This is a genomic window from Microbacterium radiodurans (genome assembly GCF_008710705.1).
Taxonomy (GTDB): Bacteria; Actinomycetota; Actinomycetes; order Actinomycetales; family Microbacteriaceae; genus Microbacterium; species Microbacterium radiodurans.
Genome location: NZ_VYRZ01000003.1, coordinates 1 through 20,835 on the forward strand (window position 1 = coordinate 1; position 20,835 = coordinate 20,835).

23 protein-coding genes and 1 rRNA gene are annotated in these 20,835 nt (G+C 72.0%); 22 read left to right on the forward strand and 2 right to left on the reverse strand.

Annotated features, from left to right (window positions below; all coding sequences use genetic code 11):
- The 19 genes from rrf to der form a co-directional block, all read left to right on the forward strand.
- Nucleotides 1-87: ribosomal RNA gene (gene rrf, locus F6B42_RS10325) — 5S ribosomal RNA — on the forward strand; the annotation flags it as partial.
- 181 nt (nucleotides 88-268) lie between these two features.
- Entirely contained in the window at nucleotides 269-868 is a 600-nt protein-coding gene (locus F6B42_RS10330) for a hypothetical protein (RefSeq protein ID WP_150419624.1), read from the forward strand.
- On the forward strand, nucleotides 865-1,584 hold the full coding sequence (locus F6B42_RS10335; protein ID WP_223878448.1) for a hypothetical protein: 720 nt from the start codon (nucleotides 865-867) through the stop codon (nucleotides 1,582-1,584). The genes F6B42_RS10330 and F6B42_RS10335 overlap by 4 nt, the downstream gene beginning before the upstream one ends.
- Complete coding sequence (locus F6B42_RS10340) at nucleotides 1,584-2,621, forward strand: HAD-IIA family hydrolase (protein ID WP_150419625.1); 1,038 nt, start codon at nucleotides 1,584-1,586, stop codon at nucleotides 2,619-2,621. Before F6B42_RS10335 ends, F6B42_RS10340 begins: the two co-directional genes overlap by 1 nt.
- A 19-nt stretch (nucleotides 2,622-2,640) precedes the next feature.
- Nucleotides 2,641-2,829 (forward strand): hypothetical protein, encoded by a 189-nt coding sequence (locus tag F6B42_RS10345; protein ID WP_223878525.1) that lies wholly within the window; start codon nucleotides 2,641-2,643, stop codon nucleotides 2,827-2,829.
- Nucleotides 2,826-3,659, forward strand: coding sequence for a TlyA family RNA methyltransferase (locus F6B42_RS10350; RefSeq protein WP_150419626.1), 834 nt, complete (start codon nucleotides 2,826-2,828; stop codon nucleotides 3,657-3,659). Before F6B42_RS10345 ends, F6B42_RS10350 begins: the two co-directional genes overlap by 4 nt.
- Entirely contained in the window at nucleotides 3,656-4,585 is a 930-nt protein-coding gene (locus F6B42_RS10355; RefSeq protein WP_150419627.1) for an NAD kinase, read from the forward strand. The genes F6B42_RS10350 and F6B42_RS10355 overlap by 4 nt, the downstream gene beginning before the upstream one ends.
- Nucleotides 4,582-6,285, forward strand: coding sequence for a DNA repair protein RecN (recN, locus tag F6B42_RS10360; protein ID WP_150419628.1), 1,704 nt, complete (start codon nucleotides 4,582-4,584; stop codon nucleotides 6,283-6,285). The genes F6B42_RS10355 and recN overlap by 4 nt, the downstream gene beginning before the upstream one ends.
- Before the next feature lie 18 nt (nucleotides 6,286-6,303).
- The gene (locus F6B42_RS10365; protein WP_150419629.1) at nucleotides 6,304-7,995 is read left to right on the forward strand and encodes a CTP synthase; all 1,692 of its coding nucleotides are present in this window, start codon (nucleotides 6,304-6,306) and stop codon (nucleotides 7,993-7,995) included.
- On the forward strand, nucleotides 7,988-8,587 hold the full coding sequence (locus F6B42_RS10370) for an NUDIX domain-containing protein (RefSeq protein ID WP_150419630.1): 600 nt from the start codon (nucleotides 7,988-7,990) through the stop codon (nucleotides 8,585-8,587). The genes F6B42_RS10365 and F6B42_RS10370 overlap by 8 nt, the downstream gene beginning before the upstream one ends.
- A 1-nt stretch (nucleotide 8,588) precedes the next feature.
- On the forward strand, nucleotides 8,589-9,512 hold the full coding sequence (gene xerD, locus F6B42_RS10375) for a site-specific tyrosine recombinase XerD (RefSeq protein ID WP_150419631.1): 924 nt from the start codon (nucleotides 8,589-8,591) through the stop codon (nucleotides 9,510-9,512).
- A 153-nt stretch (nucleotides 9,513-9,665) separates the two neighbouring features.
- Nucleotides 9,666-10,277 carry a vitamin K epoxide reductase family protein gene (locus F6B42_RS10380; RefSeq protein ID WP_150419632.1) on the forward strand — a complete coding sequence of 204 codons (612 nt, stop codon included), beginning with the start codon at nucleotides 9,666-9,668 and terminating at the stop codon, nucleotides 10,275-10,277.
- A 79-nt stretch (nucleotides 10,278-10,356) separates the two neighbouring features.
- A complete protein-coding gene (locus F6B42_RS10385; RefSeq protein WP_150419633.1) occupies nucleotides 10,357-11,241 on the forward strand; it encodes a ParA family protein in 885 nt (294 codons plus the stop codon).
- On the forward strand, nucleotides 11,225-12,034 hold the full coding sequence (locus F6B42_RS10390) for a segregation and condensation protein A (RefSeq protein ID WP_150419634.1): 810 nt from the start codon (nucleotides 11,225-11,227) through the stop codon (nucleotides 12,032-12,034). The genes F6B42_RS10385 and F6B42_RS10390 overlap by 17 nt, the downstream gene beginning before the upstream one ends.
- Nucleotides 12,024-12,620, forward strand: coding sequence for an SMC-Scp complex subunit ScpB (gene scpB, locus F6B42_RS10395; RefSeq protein WP_150419635.1), 597 nt, complete (start codon nucleotides 12,024-12,026; stop codon nucleotides 12,618-12,620). The genes F6B42_RS10390 and scpB overlap by 11 nt, the downstream gene beginning before the upstream one ends.
- Complete coding sequence (locus F6B42_RS10400; RefSeq protein WP_150419636.1) at nucleotides 12,617-13,393, forward strand: pseudouridine synthase; 777 nt, start codon at nucleotides 12,617-12,619, stop codon at nucleotides 13,391-13,393. Before scpB ends, F6B42_RS10400 begins: the two co-directional genes overlap by 4 nt.
- Nucleotides 13,390-14,517: a prephenate dehydrogenase gene (locus tag F6B42_RS10405; protein WP_150419637.1), complete on the forward strand. Its 1,128-nt coding sequence runs from the start codon at nucleotides 13,390-13,392 to the stop codon at nucleotides 14,515-14,517. The genes F6B42_RS10400 and F6B42_RS10405 overlap by 4 nt, the downstream gene beginning before the upstream one ends.
- Nucleotides 14,510-15,211 (forward strand): (d)CMP kinase, encoded by a 702-nt coding sequence (gene cmk / locus F6B42_RS10410; protein ID WP_150419638.1) that lies wholly within the window; start codon nucleotides 14,510-14,512, stop codon nucleotides 15,209-15,211. The genes F6B42_RS10405 and cmk overlap by 8 nt, the downstream gene beginning before the upstream one ends.
- The gene (gene der, locus F6B42_RS10415; protein ID WP_150419639.1) at nucleotides 15,211-16,737 is read left to right on the forward strand and encodes a ribosome biogenesis GTPase Der; all 1,527 of its coding nucleotides are present in this window, start codon (nucleotides 15,211-15,213) and stop codon (nucleotides 16,735-16,737) included. The genes cmk and der overlap by 1 nt, the downstream gene beginning before the upstream one ends.
- Nucleotides 16,738-16,873: 136 nt before the next feature.
- Here the strand turns inward: der and F6B42_RS10420 are convergent, their stop codons facing one another.
- Entirely contained in the window at nucleotides 16,874-17,293 is a 420-nt protein-coding gene (locus F6B42_RS10420; RefSeq protein WP_150419640.1) for a GNAT family N-acetyltransferase, read from the reverse strand.
- 92 nt (nucleotides 17,294-17,385) lie between these two features.
- Between F6B42_RS10420 and F6B42_RS10425 the strand changes: the two genes are divergently transcribed.
- Both F6B42_RS10425 and F6B42_RS10430 read left to right on the forward strand, forming a co-directional pair.
- Nucleotides 17,386-18,282: an NUDIX domain-containing protein gene (locus F6B42_RS10425; RefSeq protein ID WP_150419641.1), complete on the forward strand. Its 897-nt coding sequence runs from the start codon at nucleotides 17,386-17,388 to the stop codon at nucleotides 18,280-18,282.
- Complete coding sequence (locus F6B42_RS10430) at nucleotides 18,279-18,713, forward strand: ribosomal maturation YjgA family protein (RefSeq protein ID WP_223878449.1); 435 nt, start codon at nucleotides 18,279-18,281, stop codon at nucleotides 18,711-18,713. Before F6B42_RS10425 ends, F6B42_RS10430 begins: the two co-directional genes overlap by 4 nt.
- A gap of 52 nt (nucleotides 18,714-18,765) precedes the next feature.
- Here F6B42_RS10430 and F6B42_RS10435 read toward each other — a convergent pair whose 3' ends face one another.
- Entirely contained in the window at nucleotides 18,766-19,677 is a 912-nt protein-coding gene (locus F6B42_RS10435) for a Bax inhibitor-1/YccA family protein (RefSeq protein WP_150420240.1), read from the reverse strand.
- A gap of 162 nt (nucleotides 19,678-19,839) precedes the next feature.
- Between F6B42_RS10435 and F6B42_RS10440 the strand changes: the two genes are divergently transcribed.
- Complete coding sequence (locus F6B42_RS10440) at nucleotides 19,840-20,835, forward strand: glycerophosphodiester phosphodiesterase family protein (RefSeq protein ID WP_150419642.1); 996 nt, start codon at nucleotides 19,840-19,842, stop codon at nucleotides 20,833-20,835.

The window sequence follows — 20,835 nt, forward strand, 5'->3', positions numbered from 1 at the left end:
GGTCACATTCCGAACCCGGAAGCTAAGCCTCACAGCGCCGATGGTACTGCAGGGGGGACCCTGTGGGAGAGTAGGACACCGCCGGACTTCTTTCGTGAAATGGCCACCCAAAGCTGGGTGGCCATTTCTCGTTTCCGGGACGAAAGGAACGTCGTGACTGAAGAAGACCGCCCGCGATCGGAGCGTAAGCCCCGATACTCTGCTGCGGACTCCGGATCACGGCGCCCGCAGCGCGATGGCGCGCCGAAGCGCGATTCCCGTCCCCAGCGTGACGATCGTCCGCGCCGCGACGGCGACGCACGCCCGCGTCGCGACGGCGACGCACGCCCGCAGCGTGACGAACGTCCGCGCCGCGACGGCGACCGGCCCTCGTATCCGCGCCGCGACGGCGATGCGCGTCCTCGTCGCGAGGGGGACTCGCGTCCGCAGCGCGACGACCGACCGCGTCGCGACGGCGACGCGCGTCCTCGCCGCGACGGGGACACACGCCCGCGTCGCGACGGCGACGCACGCCCGCAGCGTGACGAACGTCCGCGTCGCGATGGCGACCGGCCGTCGTACCCGCGTCGCGATGGCGACCGTCCCTCCTACCCGCGTCGCGATGGCGACCGTCCCTCGTACCCGCGTCGCGATGGCGACCGTCCCTCGTACCCGCGTCGCGATGGCGACGCCCGTCCGCGTCGTGACGGCGACCGGCCGTCGTACCCGCGCCGCGAGGACCGCGGCGGTCGTCCGTCGTCAGCGCGCGGTGGAGACCGTGCCTCGCGACCGCCGCAGGGCTCCGAGCGGCGCGAGGTCCCGCGCGGTCCGGAGATCCCCGACGAGGTTTCGGCCTTCGACCTGCCCGGCGCTGCGCGCAACGAGTTGAAGACGCTCAGCAAGGAGAACGCCGAACAGGTCGCCCGTCACCTGGCGATGGTCGCCCGGTTGATCGACGACGACCCTGCCCTGGCGCACGAGCACGCCCTGGCTGCGTCGCGTCGCGCCGGCCGCGTCGGCGTCGTCCGCGAGACGGTCGCGATCACCGCTTACGCGGTGGGGGACTACGCGCTCGCCCTGCGCGAGCTGCGCACGTACCGACGGATCTCGGGAAGCGACGATCAGATCGCGCTCATCGTCGACAGCGAGCGCGGCGTCGGACGTCCCGACCGCGCGCTCGAGGTCGGCCGTGCAGTGGATCGGACCGCGCTTCCGATCGAGGTCCGCGTCGAGCTCGCGATCGCGATGTCCGGAGCGCGGCTCGACCTCGGCGAGACCGAGCGCGCCCTTCAGGAGCTCGACATCCCCGAGCTCGATCCCGACCGCGCCTTCTCGTGGAGCCCCGCTCTCTTCGCCGCGCGCGCCGCGGTGCTCGAGGATCTCGGTCGCGCGGAGGAGGCGGCGCTGTGGCAGCGCCGTGCCAGCGTCGCCGAGGACGCGCTGGGTGCGTCGGTCGCCGACCGCGAGATCGTCGTCGTGGACGACATCGACGAGTCGGACGACGCCGAGCAGGACGTGCCGGCGGTCGCGCCGCGTCGTTCCGAGGAGTCGGCCGATGACGTTGCGCCTCCCACACCGGCCGAGCGCGAGGGCGACGAGGCCTGATGGCCCTGTTCTCGCGCAGCCGAGGGGCGAGTCCGCTCGACGGTGTCGATGCGGTGCTCGCGGATCTCGACGGAGTCGTCTACGCGGGCCCGGGTGCGCTGCCGTACGCGATCGACAGCCTCAACCTCGCCGGCGAGACCCGTCGTCTCGGCTACATCACGAACAACGCGTCGCGCCGCGATGCGGTCGTCGCCGAGCACCTCCGCGAGCTCGGCCTGACGCGGACGCAGCCCGAGGATGTCATCACCAGCCCGCAGGCGGCGATGCGCCTGCTGCGCGACCGCGTCGCGCCCGGCGCCACGGTGCTCGTCGTCGGCGGCGACGGCCTCGTGTACGAACTCGAGAAGGCGGGCTACGTCCCGACGCGCTCGGCGGAGGACACCCCGGCGGCCGTCGTCCAGGGTTTCGCGCCCGAGGTCGGCTGGGCCCAGCTGGCAGAAGCCGCGTACGCGCTCGCGACCCCCGAGGACGAGGGCGGCATCCCCTGGATCGCCACGAACACCGACTGGACCATTCCGCAGTCGCGCGGCATCGCCCCCGGCAACGGCACCCTCGTCTCTGCCGTCCACACCGCGGTCGGCCGGCTCGCGACCGTGGCGGGCAAGCCCGAGCGGCCGATCTTCGACGAAGCCGTCGCGCGCTTCGGCGCATCCAACGCCCTCTTCATCGGCGACCGCCTCGACACCGACATCGCGGGCGCACAGGCCGCCGGCATCCGATCCGCACTCGTGCTCACCGGGATCGACCGGCCGAAGCACGTCCTCGCCGCCCCCGCCTCCTCGCGCCCGAACTTCATCGTCGGCGATCTGCGCGAGCTTCACGAACCGTACCCGCAGACCAAGGTCTCGGGCGATGTGACCACGGTCGGCGCGGCGTCGGTGCGGATCGACGGTGCCGACATCGTCATCCTCTCCGAGGGCGGGCGGCCCATCGACCTCGTCCGCGCGGGGGCTGCGGCCATCTGGGCGACCGGTCGCGCGATCTACGGCTTCCGGGTGCCCGAGCGCCTGTACGCCGATCCGTTCCACCGCCCCTGACGCCGCGTATCGTGGAGGCATGTCGATGGATGCCGCAGACACCGCCGACGGCGTGCCCGATGCGACCGCCGAGCTCTGGCGCGACGACCTGCTCTCGACGCTCGAGGTGATCGAAGACCAGCCGCTCGCCGAGCGCGCGTCGGCGTATGCGTCGCTGCACGACGAGCTGGCCCGTCGCCTCGACTCCGGTCCCAGCGGCAGCGCGTGACAGCGCCGTCGGATGCCGCGCGCCCGGCGCGCACGCGGCTGGACGCCGCGCTGGCGGCGCGCGGGCTCGCGCGCTCGCGAACGCACGCGACCGCGCTGATCGCGCAGGGACTCGTGAGCGTCGACGGCGCTCCCGTCGTGAAGCCATCGACTCCCGTGCCCCAGGACGCCCGGATCGTGGTCGCGGGTTCGGACCACTACGTCAGCCGCGCCGCCCACAAGCTCCTCGCCGCGCTCGACGCCTTCGACGTGGATGTCGCCGGTCGGACCGCGCTCGACATGGGGGCGTCGACGGGAGGGTTCACGCAGGTGCTCCGCGAGCGCGGTGCGCAGCCGGTGCTGGCAGTCGACGTCGGGCACGGGCAGCTCGCGCCCGAGATCGCCGCCGACCCGGGCGTCATCGTGGTCGAGGGGTTCAACGTCCGTTACATGACACGCGAGTCGCTTCGCGCGGCCGGTGGCGGCGAGGCGCCGACGGTGGTGACGGGCGACCTGTCGTTCATCTCGCTCGCGCATGTGCTTCCCGCCGTCGCCGCGACTGCGGCATCCGAGGCCGACATCGTCCTCCTGGTGAAGCCGCAGTTCGAGGTCGGCCGAACGGCCGTCAAGGGCGGACTCGTCACGGCGCCGCACCTGCGCGCCGATGCCGTCTCAGGCGTGCTCTGGGCGGCGTGGGACGCCGGGCTCGGCACGTTCGGCGTGATCGCCTCGCCGCTGCCCGGGACCCACGGCAACGCCGAGTACGTCGTGCACCTGCGCGCCCGCTCGGGCGGGGAGGGCAACCCGACAGAATGGATCTCGACGGTGGACCGATTGGCGGGAGCCCGATGACCCACGAGCAACGCAACATCCTGGTGGTTGCGCACGCCCGGCGGGCTGCCACGGTCGCGGCCGCAGCCCGCGTGTTCTCGGCGCTCACGGGGGCGGGAGCGCGTCCCGTGCTCGCCGCCGACGACCACGCCGAATTGACCGCCGAGCTCGGCGAGCTGGCGGGGGTCGCGACCCTCGATCACGAGGTCGACCTGGCCGATGTCGAGTTGGCCATCGTGCTCGGCGGCGACGGCACGATCCTGCGCGCCGTGGATCTCGTACGGGGGAGCACCGCGCCGGTGCTCGGGGTGAATCTGGGCCATGTCGGCTTCCTCGCCGAGATCGAGGCCGACGACCTCGACGACGCCGTGCGCCGCGTCATCGACCGCGACTACGACGTCGAGGAGCGCATGGCGCTCTCGGTGCGCGTGAAGGACGAGAGCGGCGACGTCGTCTACGAGACGTGGGCGCTCAACGAGGCGACCGTCGAGAAGGCCAGCCGCGAGCGGATGCTCGAGGTCGTGCTCGAGGTCGATCGGCGTCCGCTGTCGGCCTTCGGCTGCGACGGCGTCGTGATCGCCACGCCGACCGGGTCGACGGCGTACAACTTCTCGGCCGGCGGTCCGGTCATCTGGCCGACCGTGGAGGCGGTGGCGGTCGTTCCGCTCTCGGCCCACGCGCTCTTCGCGCGACCCCTCGTGATCAGCCCCGAGGCGTCGGTCGCCATCGAGGTCGGGGCGGGCACCAACGGCACCGGCATCCTCTGGGCCGACGGTCGGCGCTCGCACGACCTCCCGCCCGGCGCGCGCGTCGTCGTGCGGCGCTCGAGCACGCCGGTTCGACTCGCCCGGCTGCATCCCGCCGCCTTCACCGACCGGCTCGTGCAGAAGTTCCGCCTCCCCGTCGTGGGGTGGCGCGGCCCGACGCCGACGGGGGGACTCGCGTGATCGAGGAGATGCGCCTGCGCGGCCTCGGGGTCATCGCCGAAGCGACGCTGCCGATCGGCGCCGGGTTCACCGCGATCACCGGCGAGACCGGCGCGGGCAAGACCATGGTCGTCACGGGTCTCGGACTGCTGCTCGGCCAGCGTGCGGATTCCGGCGCCGTGCGGGCCGGTGCACCGCAGGCCTCCGTCGACGGCGTCTGGATCGTGCCCGAGGGCGGGCGCGTTGCGGAGCGCGTCCGCGAGGCCGGCGGCGACGTCGAGCCGATCGGCGACGGGCGCGCCGAGCTGTACCTCGGTCGCGTCCTCTCGAGCGAGGGCCGCAGCCGCGCGAGCGTCGGCGGGCGCCCCGCGCCGGCGGCGGTGCTCGGCGAGCTCGCCGAGCAGCTGATCGTCGTGCACGGCCAGTCCGACCAGCTCCGGCTGAAGTCCGCCGCGGCGCAGCGCGATGCGCTCGATCGCTTCGGCGGCCCCGAGCTGGTCGCGATCCGCGACCGGTACCGTGCCGCCTACGACGCGTGGCGCGCGGCGGACGGCGAGCTCGAGATGCTTCGGGGCGAGCGGGATGCGCGCAGCCGCGAGGCCGACGACCTCCGGGCGCGCATCGCCGAGATCGAGCAGGTGGATCCGCAGCCGGGGGAGGACGTGCTCCTCGCCGAGCGTGCCGAGCGTCTCGCGAACGTCGAGGCGCTGCGTGAGGCGGCGACGACGGCGCACGACGCGCTGTCCACCGACGACGAGATGCCCGATGCGGTCTCGCTCCTCGCCGAGGCGCGGCGCGCCGTCGAGCGGGCCTCGGCGAGCGACCCGGCGCTGGCCGCCTTCGTCGAACCGCTCGCCGAGCTCGGCTACCGGGCGTCCGACGTCGTCACCGGTCTGAGCGCGTACGTGGCGGATCTCGAGAGCCTCGACAACGGCGGGGGGCCGCAGGAACTCGCGATCGTCGAGGAGCGACGGGCCGCGATCGGCGCCCTCGTGCGCGTCCACGGCAGTCTCGCCGAGACGCTCGACGTGCTCCGGACCGGCTCGGAGCGCCTCCTCGAGCTCGACGACGATGACGACCGCATGACGCGGCTCACGGCGGAGCGGGATGCCGCCGCGCACCGACTCGACGACGATGCGGCGGCCCTCACGGCCGCTCGCACGGCCGCCGCGGAACGGTTGGGCGCGGCGGTCACCGACGAGCTGCGCGAGCTCGCCCTGCCCGACGCCCGCCTCGTCGTCGCCGTCGAGCCGGGTGCGCCGTCGGCCGCGGGCCGCGACGACGTCACGATCCTCCTCGCGCCGCACCCGGGTGCGGACCCGCGCCCGGTCGCCCGGGGCGCCTCCGGCGGTGAGCTGAGCCGCGTGATGCTCGCGATCGAGGTCGTGATCGCGGGGACCGACCCGGTGCCGACGTTCGTCTTCGATGAGGTCGATGCCGGTATCGGCGGCGCCGCCGCGATCGAGGTCGGCCGCCGGCTCGCTCGCCTGGCCGAGACGAGCCAGGTCATCGCGGTGACCCATCTGGCCCAGGTGGCGGCGTTCGCGTCCAATCACCTGACGGTCGTGAAATCGAACGACGGGTCGGTGACGGCATCCAGCGTCCGCGCTCTCGCCGGCCCCGAGCGCGAGGCCGAGATGGCGCGTCTGCTGTCGGGACTCCCCGATTCGGATGCCGCGATCCAGCACGCTCGGGAACTGCTGAGCCTCGCCCACTCGTGACTGATACCATGGAAGCCCGTGACGGAAACTAATCCTGCGGCCCCTTCTCCTACCACCAAGCACATCTTCGTGACCGGTGGGGTGGTGTCCTCTCTCGGCAAGGGTCTGACCGCAGCGAGTCTCGGCAATCTGCTCACGGCGCGGGGGCTTCGCGTCGTCATGCAGAAGCTCGACCCGTATCTGAACGTCGACCCCGGCACGATGAACCCGTTCCAGCACGGCGAGGTCTTCGTCACCGACGACGGCGCTGAGACCGACCTCGACATCGGCCACTACGAGCGCTTCCTCGACGTGGAGCTCAGCCAGGCGGCGAACGTCACGACCGGCCAGATCTATTCGCAGGTCATCGCCAAGGAGCGCCGCGGCGAGTACCTCGGCGACACCGTGCAGGTCATCCCGCACATCACCGACGAGATCAAGCGCCGGATGCGGCTGCAGGCCGATGAGACGCCGCAGCCCGACGTCATCATCACCGAGGTCGGCGGCACCGTCGGCGACATCGAGTCGCAGCCTTTCATCGAGTCCGCGCGCCAGATCCGTCACGAGCTCGGCCGCAAGAACGTGTTCTTCGTGCACGTTTCGCTCGTCCCCTTCATGGGCGCGTCGGGGGAGCAGAAGACGAAGCCCACGCAGCATTCCGTGGCCACCCTGCGCTCGATCGGCATCCAGCCCGATGCGCTCGTGCTGCGCAGCGATCGTCCCGTCACCGAGGCGAACAAGCGCAAGATCGCCCTCATGTGCGACGTCGACGAGGATGCCGTGGTCAACGCTGTCGACGTGCCCTCGATCTACGACATCCCGTCGATGCTCAACGGTCAGGGCCTCGACGAGTACATCGTCCGCGCTCTCGACCTCGACCACGCCGCCGAGGTGGACTGGAGCCGCTGGGGCCGGGTGCTTCAGGCGGTCCACAATCCCAAGCACGAGGTCACGATCGGTCTCGTCGGCAAGTACATCGACCTGCCCGACGCCTACCTGTCGGTCACCGAGGCTCTCAAAGCCGGCGGCTTCGCGCAGGAGACGAAGGTCAACGTCACCTGGATCCCCTCGGATCTGTGCGAGACGCCCGAGGGCGCGGCGAAGGCGCTCGCCGTCGTGGACGGCATCGTCGTGCCCGGCGGCTTCGGCATCCGCGGCATCGAGGGCAAGCTCGGGGCGCTGAAGTTCGCCCGAGAGCAGGGCATCCCGACGCTCGGCATCTGCCTGGGCCTGCAGTGCATGGTGATCGAGTACGCGCGGAACGAAGCCGGCCTCGCCGGCGCCTCGTCGAGCGAGTTCGATCCCGAGACCGAGTTCCCCGTCATCGCGACGATGGCCGAGCAGGTCGACATCATCGCCGGCGGCGACCTGGGCGGCACGATGCGTCTCGGTCTCTACGAGGCCGAGCTCGCCGAAGGGTCGCTCGCGGCCGAGGTGTACGGCGCAACGACCGCCTCGGAGCGGCATCGCCACCGCTACGAGGTCAACAACCGCTATCGCGACCAGATCGCCGAGGCGGGCCTGGTGTTCTCGGGGCTCTCGCCCGACCGCAACCTCGTCGAGTACGTCGAGCTGCCGCGCGAGGTGCACCCGTACTACATCGCGACGCAGGCGCACCCCGAACTCCGCTCGCGCCCGACCGAGGCGAACCCGCTCTTCCGGGGTCTCGTCGCCGCAGCCCTGCAGCGTCATCGCTCGAGCGAGCTGTTCGAGGTCGACGACGATGAGTGAGCATCCGCGAAGCGCCGACGCGCACGCCGTGGGGCTGCACGACGAGCCGGTCGATGCCGACGTCGTCCGCTCCGACCTCGTGTACGCGGGGCGCGTCTGGGACGTCCGCAGCGAGACGGTCCGCTACGGCGACGGCGAGATCGTGCGCGACTTCGTCGCCCACACCGGCGCGGTCGCCGTCGTGGCGATCGACGACGACGAGCGGGTCGTGCTGATCCAGCAGTACCGGCATCCGATCCGGCACCGCGACTGGGAGATCCCCGCCGGACTCCTCGACATCGACGGCGAGCCGCCCATCGAGACGGCGCGGCGCGAGCTCGCGGAGGAGGTCGACCTCGTCGCCGAGACGCTGGAGCTGCTCGTCGAGGTCTTCACGACCCCCGGCGGCAGCGACGAGGTCATCCGCATCTTCCTCGCGCGCGGGCTGACCGCGGCGCCGGAGGCGTTCGCCCGCGAGGACGAGGAGGCCGACCTGCGGGTCGAGCGCGTGCCGCTGGCCGAGGTGATCGACGGCGTCCTGGCGGGGCGGCTGCGCAACGGCATCCTGGCCACCGGCGTCCTCGCCGCCGCCGAACGGCTCCGCCGGGGCTGAGGTGCAGCTCGATCGAGCCGTCGAGGCGTATCTGCGTCACGTCTCGATCGAGCGCGGCCTCTCGGAGCACACCGTCGCGGCGTATCGCCGCGACCTGAGCGGCTACCGCGCGTGGCTCGACGAGCACGGGGTCACCGACACCGACGCGGTCACCGTCGAGCTCGTGGAGGCGTTCTCAGCCGAGCGGGCTTCAGCCGAGCCGCCGCCCGCGGCCACGTCGCTCGCGCGCCTGCAATCATCGGTGCGCGGCCTGCACCGCTTCCTCGCCCGCGAGGGTGTGGTCGCGGACGATGCGACGCGCCGGCTGCGCCCGCCGAAGACGCCGCGCCGCCTGCCCAAGGCTCTGACGATCGACCAGGTCGAGGCCCTGCTGGATGCCGCGGGCCCGGCCCCGGGCGACGCGATCGAGGCCGCGCCGGCAGCGCTGCGCGACCGCGCGCTGCTCGAGCTGCTCTACGCCACCGGCGCACGCATCTCGGAGATCGTCCAGCTCGACGTGGACGACCTCGCCCACGGCGACGTCCTGCGCGTGCGCGGCAAGGGGGCCAAGGAGCGCATCGTGCCCGTCGGCTCGTATGCGCGGGCCGCGGTCGACGCGTATCTCGCGCGCGTGCGTCCCGACCTGGCCACCCGCGGCCGGGCGACGCCGCGACTCTTCCTCGGCGTGCGCGGCGCGCCGCTGTCGCGTCAGAGCGCGTGGCTCGTCATCGGCGCCGCAGCCGAGCGCGCGGGTCTCACCGCCCACGTCTCGCCGCACACCCTCCGGCACTCCTTCGCCACCCACCTCCTGCAGGGAGGTGCCGACGTGCGCGTCGTGCAGGAGCTCCTCGGGCATTCCTCGGTCGCGACGACGCAGATCTACACCCACGTCACGGTCGACGCCCTCCGCGAGGTCTACGTCACGTCGCATCCGCGCGCCCGCTGAGCCGCGTTCGGGTGCCGAGCGTGGTTCTCGACGTCCGGCGCGGAGATATCCGCGCGCGATGCCTGGAGGTGCGCCTCATCGCGACCGCACGCACCGGGTTTTCCCCGGTCGGCAGGGGAGCGGCGGCCACGTCGCGCGTCGCAGGATGGCGGCATGGCCGCATCCTCCGCCGAGTCCGACCGGCTGGCGCGCCCTCACGCCCTCCTCGCGACGGGGTGGATCGCGGCGGGCCTCGTCGGATGGACCGTCGCGTTCCTGCTCTATCTCGAGTACGTCGGCCAGCTGACCGGCGCGACGGCGATCGTCTCGTGCGACATCAGCCCGATCGTCACGTGCGGGCCGAACCTGCTGAGCCCGGGCGGGAACCTCCTCGGGTTCAGCAACGCGATCATCGGCATCGTCCTGTTCCCCGGTCCGGTCTTCGCGGGTGTCGTCGCGCTCGCCGCCCCTACGGGGATGCCGGCCTGGTTCTGGCGGGTGTACGCCGGGTTCGTCGCCGGCGCCTTCGGCCTCGTTCATGTGTTCGCCTACCGCAGCGTCTTCGAGTACGGGTCGCTCTGCCCGTGGTGCATGGTCGTGTGGCTCGTCACGATCCCGCTCTTCTGGAGCGTCGCCGGCTGGACGATGCGCGACGGCGTCTGGGGGCGCGTGCCCCGCCGCCCGGGAGATACGGTGCTGTCGTGGCTGCCGCTCATCGTGGTCGCGGACTACCTCGTCATCGCCGTCGCCGCGCAGCTCCGGCTGGACGTGCTCGGCAGTCTCTGACGCGTCCGCGAGGCGACCCCGCGAGAGCGGGTGCGCCTGTGCGAGAATCGAGGGCACGCTACGGAAAGCAGGAGTCTCGGTGACGGACAAGTCGCGGAAGGCCGGGAAGGCCCCCACGGAAGACACCCCGATCGGACCCACCGGTCGTCCCTACCGAGGTTTCCCGACCCCGCCGAAACTCGACGGCCACGGTCCCGCCCGCATCATCGCCCTCTGCAACCAGAAGGGCGGCGTCGGCAAGACGACGACGACCATCAACCTGGCCGCCGCGCTCGCCGACTACGGCCGCAAGGTGCTCGCTGTCGACTTCGACCCGCAGGGCGCGCTGTCGGCGGGCCTCGGGATCGCCACCCACGACGTGCCGACGATCTACGATCTGCTGCTCGACACCAAGCGCGACCCGCGCGAGGTCATCGTCTCGACGAACGTCGAGGGACTCGATGTGATCCCCGCGAACATCGATCTCTCCGCTGCCGAGGTCCACCTCGTGAACGAGGTCGCGCGCGAGACGATCCTCGCCCGAGTGCTGCGGAACGTCTCCCACGACTACGACGTCATCCTCGTCGACTGCCAGCCGTCGCTGGGCCTCCTGACCGTCAATGCGCTGACCGCCAGCCACGGTGTGCTCATCCCGCTCGAGTGCGAGTTCTTCGCGCTGCGCGGCGTCGCCCTGCTCATCGAGACCATCGACAAGGTCCGCGACCGGCTGAATCCGTCGATCGAGCTCGACGGCGTGCTCGCGACGATGTACGACCCGCGCACGCTGCACTCGCGCGAGGTGCTCGAGCGGGTCGTCGAAGCGTTCGGCGACGATGTGCTCGAGACCGTCATCGGCCGCACCGTGAAGTTCCCCGACGCCTCGGTCGCCGGTGTGCCCATCATCACCTTCGCGCCCGAGCACCAGGCCGCGCAGGCCTACCTGCGTCTCGCGCGGGAGCTCGTCGCCCGTGGCGCCGTCGCCTGAGGACACCGCCGCCGAGCCCGGCTTCCGGGTGTCGCTGACGAACTTCGACGGGCCCTTCGACCTGCTGCTGAACCTCATCGGCAAGCACGAGCTCGACATCACCGAGGTCTCGCTCAGCAGGGTCACCGACGAGTTCATCGGATACCTGCGGGGACTCGAGCCGGAAGAGCTGGATGCCGCATCCGAATTCCTCGTCGTGGCGGCGACGCTCCTCGACATGAAGGTCGCCGGCCTCCTGCCGCAGGGCGAGCTCATCGACGCGGAGTCGGTCGCCCTGCTCGAGGCGCGCGATCTGCTGTTCGCCCGCCTTCTGCAGTACCGCGCGTTCAAGCAGGTCGCGAGCTGGTTCGCCGAGCGCAGCGTGGCCGAGGACCGGCGCCACACCCGCGCCGTGCGGCTCGATGAGAAGCACCGCGCCGCCGTGCCCGAGCTCAGATGGACCCTGACCGCGGCGGATTTCGCCGCCCTCGCCGTCCTGGCGTTCGCGCCGCGCGAGATCCCGACGGTCGGACTCGACCACCTCCACGCCCCGCTGGTCTCGATCCGCGAGCAGGCGGCCGTCGTCGTGACCCTGCTCCGCGGCGCCGGTAGCCTGAACTTCCGCGAACTGGTGGCCGGGGTGGCGCAGCCCGGCATCGTCGTGGCCCGCTTCCTCGCCGTCCTCGAGCTGTACCGGCACGCCGCCCTCTCGTTCGAGCAGCTCGAACCGCTCGGTGAGCTGACGCTGCGCTGGACCGCCGATCGCTGGTCCGAAGAGAACCTCGCCACGCTGGGAGCCGACTATGACCGATGACCCGACACCCGCCGCCGGCGCTTCCGTCGTCGGCGACGTCGCCCGGCGTCTGGAGGCGATCCTGCTGATCGTCGACGAGCCGCAGAGCCTCGTCGCGCTCGCTGCGGCGGTCGGGGCTCCGATCGCCGCCGTCCGGCAGGCGGTGGCGGGTCTCGTCGCCGACTACGACGGCGAGTCGGGCGGGCCCCGTCGCGGCTTCGAGCTGCGCGAAGTCGGCGGCGGCTGGCGGCTGTACGTGCGCGCCGACCATGACGCCCTCGTCAGCGAGTTCGTGGGTGCCCAGGCCCCCTCGCGCCTGTCGCAGGCAGCCCTCGAGACGCTCGCCGTCATCGCCTACAAGCAGCCCGTCTCGCGCGGTCAGGTGGCCTCGATCCGTGCCGTCAACGTCGACTCGGTCGTGCGCACGCTGCTCTCGCGCGGGCTGATCGCCGAGGCCGGACACGATACCGAGACCGGCGCGATCCTCTACGCGACGACGGACGCGCTGCTCGTCAACCTCGGCATCAACTCGCTCGATGAGCTGCCGCCGATCTCGCCGTTGCTCGACGACGGTGCCGATGGATTCGAAGGAGAAGTGCTGCGATGAGCGAAGCCGAGGGTGTGCGCCTGCAGAAGGTGCTCGCGAACGCCGGGGTCGCCTCGCGTCGCGTGTGCGAACAGCTCATCGTCGAGGGACGCGTGCGCGTGAACGGTGTCGTGGTCACCGAGCTCGGCAGCCGCATCGATCCCGAGGGCGACATCGTCGACGTCGACGGGACGGCCGTGCAGCTCGACACCACCAAGCGCTACGTCATGCTGAACAAGCCCACCGGCGTGGTCAGCTCCATGCGCGACGAGAAGGGACGACCCGATCTGCGCCGTTTCACGAAGGACTGGGACGAGCGCCTGTACAACGTCGGTCGACTGGATGCCGAGACCAGCGGCCTGCTCGTCCTCACCAACGACGGCGAGCTCGCGCACGTCCTGGCACACCCGTCGTTCGGGGTGACGAAGCTCTACATCGCCCAGGTGCGCGGGCGCGTGGCGCCGCAGACGATCGCGCGGCTCACCCGCGGGGTGGAGCTCGAGGACGGACCCATCGCGGCCGACAAGGCGCGCCTGCTCGACACCTCCGGCGACACGAGCCTCGTCGAGCTGACGCTGCACTCCGGGCGCAACCGTATCGTCCGCCGCATGATGGCCGAGGTCGGGCATCCCGTGGTCGAGCTCGTCCGCCGGCAGTTCGGTCCCCTCCGCCTGGGAACACTCCCGGCGGGACGCACCCGGGAGTTGACTACAGTTGAACGCGGTGCGCTGCTGACGCTCTCGCGCAGCGCCGATGGTGCAACCGAGCACCCGACTTCTCCGGAGACCCCGTGACCGATTCCTCTTCCGATGCCGTGCGCCCCGCCCGTGCCGCGCGCACGAGCGGAACCGTGCGCATCGTCGGCGCCGGTCTCCTCGGGTCGAGCATCGGGCACGCCCTGCGCCTGCTCGGCGTCGACGTCGTCCTCGACGACGCCTCGCCCGCGCAGCTGAGTCTCGCGATCGACTACGGCGCGGGACGCACCGAGGCGCCGGGAGATCAGCCGGTGCTGATCGTGGTCGCGGTGCCGCCCGACGTGACCGCCGACGTCATCGCGCGCGAGCTGTCTCGGCATCCCGGCGTCGTCGTGACCGATGTCGCGAGCGTCAAGCTCGAGCCGTACCTGCAGCTGCGCTCGCGCGGCATCGATCTCACGCACTACATCGGCTCGCACCCGCTCGCCGGGCGCGAGCGCGGGGGAGCCATCTCGGCGCGCGCCGACATCTTCGTGGGCCGTCCCTGGGTGGTATGCCGTGACGACGAGACCCGCGCGTCCGACCTGGCGATCGTCGAGGGGCTCGCGCTCGACCTCGGGGCGATGCCGATCGAGATGACCCCGCAGGAGCACGACGAGGCGGTCGCGCTGACGTCGCACGTGCCGCAGCTGGTCGCGAGCCTGCTCGCGGGGCGCTTCGTCGCCGCTCCCGAAGGCTCGCTGCGCCTGACCGGGCAGGGCGTGCGCGACACGACCCGCATCGCCGCGTCGGCCCCCGAACTGTGGGTGCAGATCCTCGGCGCCAACGCGAGCCCCGTGGTCGCCGTCCTCGACTCCCTCGCCGACGACCTGCGCGCCGTCTCGGAGGCGCTGCGCGAACCCGCCGCCCCGGGCGCACGGCGCGCGCTCGCCGACACCATCCGCCGCGGCAACGAGGGCGTCGAGCGGCTGCCGGGCAAGCACGGACAGAACCGTCGCTTCGAGCAGATCGTCGTCCGGGTCGACGACACCGCCGGTCAGCTGGGTCGCCTGTTCGGCGACCTCGGCGATCTCGGCGTGAACGTCGAGGACCTGCGCCTCGAGCACTCCCCGGGTGCGCAGTTCGGTCTCGCCGAGCTCAGCGTGGTCCCGAGCGTCGTGCACGAAGCCGTCGCCGGGCTCGAGGAGCGCGGCTGGAAGATCGCGAGTGTTCCCCATGCCTGAGCCCATCGACGTCCCGACCGACGGCGCGCCCGTGACCGTCGCGATCGACGGCCCCGCCGGCAGCGGCAAATCGAGCGTCTCGAAGCAGGTCGCGCGCGTTCTCGGGTTCGGCTTCCTCGACACCGGCGCCGCGTACCGCGCGCTGGCGTGGCACGTCCTCGAGGGCGGCGGCGACACCGACGACGCGTCCGCGGTCGTCGCGAGCATCGAGGATTTCGACTACGCGATCTCGCTCGACCCGGACGACCACTGGGTGCGCGTGGGCGAGACCTTCGTCACCGACGCCGTCCGCGAGCCCCGCGTCACCGCCGCCGTGAGCGGCGTGGCACGGGTACCGGCGGTGCGCGAGCGCGTGAACGTCCTCTTCCGGGCGCTGGTCGCGGCATCCGGCGCCGACGGCGTCGTCGTCGAGGGCCGCGACATCACGACCGTGGTGTTCCCCGATGCGCCGGTGCGCATCCTGCTCACCGCCGCTCCCAAGGTGCGCGCCGCGCGCCGCAGCGCCGAGCTGACCGGGGAGGATGCCGCGGCCGTCGCCGCCGCGCTCCACCGCCGCGACGCGTCGGACGCGAAAGTGGTCGACTTCCTCACCGCGGCGCCCGGCGTCACGGTCGTCGATTCGACCGAACTGGACTTCGATCGGACCGTGGACGCCGTCATCGACGTCATCCGCACCGCGACAGGAGAGAACTGATGGCTGCAACCGAAGACGAGTACACGGGCGGTCCCGACCAGCTCGAGGAGAAGCTCGCGAACCTCGACGAGGAGCTCGCCGATCAGCGCGCGGCCGCCCTGCAGGCGTCGCTGGCGGACTACGAGCTCGACGACGAGGACGCCACGCTGCTGGCGGGCCTCACGGCGGGCGGCGAGGTGGTCGAGATGCTGCCGGCGCTGCCGGTGGTCGCGATCGTCGGCCGCCCGAACGTCGGGAAGTCCGCACTCGTGAACCGCATCCTCGGCCGCCGCGAGGCCGTGGTCGAAGACACCCCGGGCGTCACGCGCGACCGGGTCAGCTACAAGGCCGAGTGGATGGAACGCCGCTTCACGCTCGTCGACACCGGCGGGTGGGAGCCCGATGCCCGCGGCATCGATCGCTCGGTCGCGGCGCAGGCGGAGGTCGCGATCGACCTCGCGGACATCGTGATGTTCGTCGTCGACGCGATGGTCGGCGCGACGGCCACCGACGAGGCCGTCGTCCGGCTGCTCCGCAAGACGAACAAGCCGGTGTTCCTCGTCGCGAACAAGATCGACGACGCGCGCCAGGAGCCCGAGGCGGCTGCCCTGTGGAACCTGGGTCTCGGGGAGCCGCATCCCGTCTCCGCCATCCACGGCCGCGGCGTCGCCGACCTCCTCGACGAGATCATGAAGGTGCTGCCGGAGGTCTCCGCGGTCGCGAAGAACGAGCTCGGCGGGCCGCGCCGCGTCGCGATCCTCGGGCGTCCGAACGTCGGGAAGTCGTCGCTGCTGAATAAGGCCGCCGGTGAGGAGCGCGTCGTCGTCAACGATCTGGCGGGCACCACCCGCGACCCCGTGGACGAGGTCGTCGAGCTCGGCGGCAAGCTCTGGCGCCTGGTCGACACCGCCGGCATCCGTCGTCGCGTCCACCTCCAGCAGGGCGCCGACTTCTACGCGTCGCTGCGGACGTCGGCGGCGCTCGAGAAGGCCGAGGTCGCCGTCGTCGTGCTCGATGTCACCGAGTCGATCAGCGTGCAGGACCTCAATATCATCGACCTCGTCCTCGAGTCGGGCCGCTCGCTCGTGCTGGCCTTCAACAAGTGGGACCGCCTGAACGACGTCGACATGGACAACGCCGACCGGCGCCGCTACCTCGAGCGCGAGATCGAGCAGGATCTCGCGCACGTCACGTGGGCGCCGCGCGTCAATCTGTCTGCGCGCACCGGTCGCCACCTCGACAAGCTCGTGCCGGCCCTCGAGACCGCCCTCGAGTCGTGGGATCAGCGCATTCCGACCGGCAAGTTCAACGCGTTCCTCGCGGAGCTCGTCGCCGAGCACCCGCACCCGCTCCGCGGCGGCAAGCAGCCCCGCATCCTCTTCGGAACGCAGGCGTCGACCCGTCCGCCGACATTCGTGCTCTTCACGACCGGCTTCCTCGACCCGGGCTACCGTCGCTTCATCCAGCGCCGGCTGCGCGAGATCTTCGGCTTCGAGGGCACGCCGATCGTCACGAACATGCGGGTGCGCGAGAAGCGCCAGCGCTGATCGCGCGCCGCCCGCGCGGCCGGGGGATCCCGGGGCAGCGGGGGAGGTGGCGCTTGTGGTTGCTATGCGCGCGGGGATGCCGCTTTACGCGCCACTTTCGCGTGCTTCCGGCAGCGCGGAGGGATTCGCGCCGCCATCAGCGCCGGGCGGGACCTGCGGGCCGCACCATCGCGGTCTCGTCGGGCGCGGCGAATCCGAACTCGGCGTAGAGGCTGTGCGCGTCGCGGGTGAACAGCGACCAGCGGAAGTCCCGACCGGGGCCCTCGTCGATCATCCGGCGCAGGATGCCGCGACCCACTCCCGTGCCCTGGTGCTCGTCCAGCACGAACACGTCGGCGAGGTAGGCGAAGCTCGCGCCGTCCGAGGCAGCGCGAGCGAAGCCGATCTGCGCGCCGGTATCGCTCCGGTACGCCCCGACGAGGCGCCAGGCGGCGTCGAGCTGGGCCTCGACCGTCGCGCGGTCGCGCCAGCGTCCCCAGTAGGCCGCCGATGAGAGCCACGCCCAGACGACATCGCGTTGGATGCGGGCGGGTGAATCATCGATCTCGATCTGCATCCCTCGATCATGCGGGGAACCCGCCCGCTTCACACCTGGTAACACGATGCCAATGAGGAGCCGGCGGACCGGTGCTGTGACAGGCTGAGGGGATGACCGTCGAGCCTCCTGCATCCGGCGAACCGCGCCGTCCGCACGGTCCCCGAGACCCGGGTGACGCCTGGGTCGTCGCGCCGTCGGGGGAGCGGTACTGGGGGCGATTCGGTGCCGCGGGACTGCTCGCCGTCGACGCCGAACGCGGCGTCCTGCTGCAGCACCGCGTCTCGTGGAGCCACTTCGGCGACACGTGGGGACTGCCGGGCGGAGCGCGCCACGCGGGCGAGAGTGCGCGCGACGGCGCCCTGCGCGAGTCGGCCGAAGAGGCCGGTGTTCCGGCCTCCGCGGTGCGGCCGCGTCTGCTCAGCATCCTCGACGTCGGAGTCTGGACCTACGGCACGCTCGTCGCCGACGTCACGACCCCGTTCGAGCCGGTCATCAGCGATCCGGAGAGCCGCGAGCTCGCCTGGGTGCCGATCGACGAGGTGGACACGTATCCGCTCCATCCCGGGTTCGCGGCATCCTGGCCGACGCTGCGGGCCCTCCTCGACGCGCGGCCGGCGATCGTCGTCGATGCCGCGAACGTCGTCGGCTCGGTGCCCGACGGCTGGTGGCGCGACCGCGCCGGCGCCGCCGGGCGGCTCCTCGCGGAGCTGACGGGGCTCGCCGGGAGCGGCGTTCCGGGGCCGGCCCTCGAGCTCGCCGAGGACGTGTGGTTCCCGCGCATCGTCGCCGTGGTCGAGGGGCAGGCGCGGGCGGTGGCGGATGCCGTCGGCATCGACCTCGTGCGCGCCGAGGCGGCCGGCGATGACACGGTCCTCGCCGAGGTCGCCCGCGCCGCCGGTGCGGCGGAGCGCGTCACCGTCGTGACGGCCGATCGCGAGCTGCGCGGACGCGTAGCGGCGCTGGGCGCCCGCACCGTGTCGCCCTCGTGGCTCCGCGACCTGCTGTGAACGCAGCCGACGCGGACGCCCGTCCCACGCGGCGGCGTCGGTGGGCCGCGGCTGCCCTCGCCGGGCTGACGATCGCGGCGGGGCTCGGGGTGCACCGCCTGCTGCCCGACACCGCGGCATCCGACATCGCGGGCGACGCGCTGTACGCCGTCCTGATCCATCTGCTCGTCGTCGCGGCAGCGCCGCGGCTGCGGATCGCGGGTGTGCTGCTCATCGCGCTCGTCTGGTGCACCGGGGTCGAGCTGCTGCAGCTGACCGGCGTGCCCGAGCGCGTCGGCGCCGCGTTCCCGCCGGCGATGCTCGTGCTCGGCACCGCCTTCGACCCGCGCGACCTCGTCGTCTACGCGGTGACCCTCGTCGTCGTGGCGGCAGCGGATGCCGCGGCGACCCGCCTCGGGTCTCGATCCGCCGCACGCCGCCGCACCCGATGATGAAGGGCCCGTCCGGCGAACCGGACGGGCCCTTCATGCGGGTGCCGCTGCGTCAGTTGTTGCCGCGCAGGATGGCGATGAGGCGCAGGATCTCGACGTACAGCCAGACGACGGTGACCATGATGCCGAAGGCGCCCATCCAGCCGAACTTGCGGGGCGCGCCGTTGCGGACGCCCTGCTGGATCTGGTCGAAGTCGAGCACGAGCGAGTACGCCGCCATGATGACGACGAAGACGCCGACGATGACGCCGAGCGGGATGCCGGCGATCGTGATGTCGGTGCGGAGGCCGAACGCGCTGTCGGTGGCGCCGAAGAGCATCATGCCGACGTTGACGAGCGAGAAGACGAGGTAGCCGACCATGGCGACGAGGAAGATCTTCGTGGCGCGCTTGGAGGCGCGGATCTTGCCGCTCGCGAACAGGGCGAGCGTCACACCGACGACGGCGAGCGTGGCGAGGGTGGCCTGCAGCACGATGCCGGGCCACTGGAACTCGAACACCGCCGAGATGCCGCCGATGAAGAGGCCCTCGGCCGCGGCGTAGCCGAAGATCAGCGCGGGACGGATCTTCTTGCGCGAGGTGAAGATGACGACCATCGCCAGGACGAACCCGGCGAGTCCGCCGATGATCACCGGCATGAGCGACATCGACTCCGCCTCGAGCGGGTTGATCGTGCCGCCGAGGGTCCAGAACCAGCCGACGACGGCGGTGGCGACGAGGATCGCGAAAAGGCCCACCGTCTTGACGACGGTGTCCTCGACGGTCATCCGGTCGGTCTCGACCGCACCGGCGGAGGGGGCCGCGTACAGGCCCTCGAGGTGAGCCTGCTGAGCGGCGTTCACCGAGGCGTGCTGCGCGGTCGCGGCGGCAGCGCCGCCCTGGCTGCCGGGTGCTGCCGGCGGCGTGAGGCCCGGGCGCTGCTGCTTGAACGCGGGGTTGTCGAATGCGGGGTTGTTGAGGGCCACTGCTCTCACACTCCAAGTCGAGGGTCGACACAGCTGGTTGCCGTGTCGAACAAGCCTACGGGAACCGCTGTCCGCCCGGGAAGATCGGCACTGTGAGGGGGCTATGAACCCGATCGCTCTGCGCGAACGCGGGCTGCTGCTCGCCCCGTCTAGCCTGGTCGCGTGGCCTCCCCTCTCGTGATCGGGCATCGTGGCGCGCCGGGCTATCTGCCGGAGCACACCCGTTCGTCGTACGAGCTCGCGCTCGCCTCCGGCGTCGACGCCGTCGAGCCCGACGTCGTGTTCACCCGCGACGGGCACCTCGTCGTGCGGCACGAGAACGAGATCGGCGGCACGACGGACGTCGCCGACCACCCCGAGTTCGCCTCGCGGCGGACGACCAAGACGATCGACGGGATCGTGCTCACCGGATGGTTCACCGAGGACTTCACCGCGGCCGAGCTCGCCGGACTCCGCTGCCGCGAGCGGCTGCCGCAGCTCCGTCCGGAGAGTGCCCGCGCCGACGGACGCGAGCCGGTGCTGCTGCTGAGCGAGCTCCTCGATCTCGTCGCCGCGGCGGCAGCGGCGAGCGGGCGCGCGATCGGGGTCGTGCTCGAGATCAAGCACGCCACCTTCTTCACCGCGCTCGGTTTCGATGTGCCCGGCACCGTCTGCCGCGAGCTCGAGGCCGCCGGTTGGGCGACGGGACGGCATCCGCTCTGGATCGAATCGTTCGAGCCGACCGTGCTCGACGACCTCCGCGCGACCGGACTGCCCGCGCGGTACGTCTTCCTCCTCGAAGCCGAGGGCCGCCCGGCCGATCTCGTCGCGGCGGACGGCGACGGCGCTCCCCAGTACCCGTTCTGGGTGTCCTCCGAGGGACTGGCCGCCCTGGCCGGTCGATTCGACGGCATCAGCGTCGACAAGCGGATGCTGCTCGCCCCCGCTCGCGGGCGGAGCGCCTCGGGGCTCGTCGCCGATGCCCATGCGAACGGTCTGAGCGTGTTCACCTGGACCTGCCGCCCGGAGAACGCGTTCCTCGTGCGACGCTTCCGCCGGGGACGGGATCGCGCCGCGCTCGGCGACTACGCCGGGGAGTGGGCGGAACTGGCGGCGTCGGGAGTGGACGGCGTGTTCGTCGACCACCCCGATCTCGGCATATCGGCCTTCCGCGGCTGA